At 64.2% G+C, this 807-nt stretch carries 1 protein-coding gene; it reads right to left on the bottom strand.

The features are described from left to right. Positions 1-9 precede the first annotated feature (9 nt). Positions 10-807 (bottom strand): nitrogenase iron protein (gene nifH, locus MEU52_RS21685; protein WP_238123948.1); only part of this gene is annotated, 798 nt, incomplete at its 5' end.

The raw sequence follows: 807 nt of genomic DNA, 5'->3' as shown, positions 1-807 counted from the left end.
GTCAGCCGATCAGGCGGTGAGCTCGGCGGCGGTCTTGCCGACCTGGCTCTCGTCCACGGCCTTCATGATGCCGTGCTCCATGAGCAGGTCTTCCAGCTCGTCCATGGTGATCGGGGTCGGGATGATGCCGTTGCCCTTGTTCGCATGCACCTTGGTCGCCAGGTTCCGGTAGTGCTGGGCCTGGGCGCTGTCGGGCGCATACTCCACCACGGTCATGCGGCGCAGCTCGGCGTGCTGCACGATGTTGTCGCGCGGCACGAAGTAGATCAGCTCGGTGCCGAGCTTCTTCGCCAGCGATTCCGCCAGCTCCAGCTCCTTGTCGGTCTGGCGCTCGTTGCACACCAGCCCGCCCAGGCGCACGCCGCCGGAGTTCGCATACTTCAGAATGCCCTTGGAGATGTTGTTGGCCGCATACATGGCCATCATCTCGCCGGACATGACGATGTAGATTTCCTGGGCCTTGTTCTCGCGGATGGGCATGGCGAAGCCGCCGCACACCACGTCGCCCAGCACGTCGTAGGACACGTAGTCGATGTCCTCGTAGGCGCCGTTCTCCTCCAGGAAGTTGATGGAGGTGATCACGCCGCGGCCGGCGCAGCCCACGCCCGGCTCCGGACCGCCGGACTCAACGCACTTGATGTCTTCGAAGCCGATCTTCATCACGTCTTCGAGCTCAAGGTCTTCCACCGAGCCGGCGTTGGCCGCCAGCGACAGGATGGTGTCCTGGGCCTTGGCGTGCAGGATCAGGCGGGTGGAATCCGCCTTCGGGTCGCAACCCACGATGAGGATCTTGTGACCCATCTGCGC

The organism is Xanthobacter sp. NM-25, assembly GCF_022138605.1.
Taxonomy (GTDB): domain Bacteria; phylum Pseudomonadota; class Alphaproteobacteria; order Rhizobiales; family Xanthobacteraceae; genus Xanthobacter.
The sequence above is the reverse complement of the archived record's forward strand: the minus strand, read 5'-3'. Positions and strand labels throughout refer to the sequence as shown.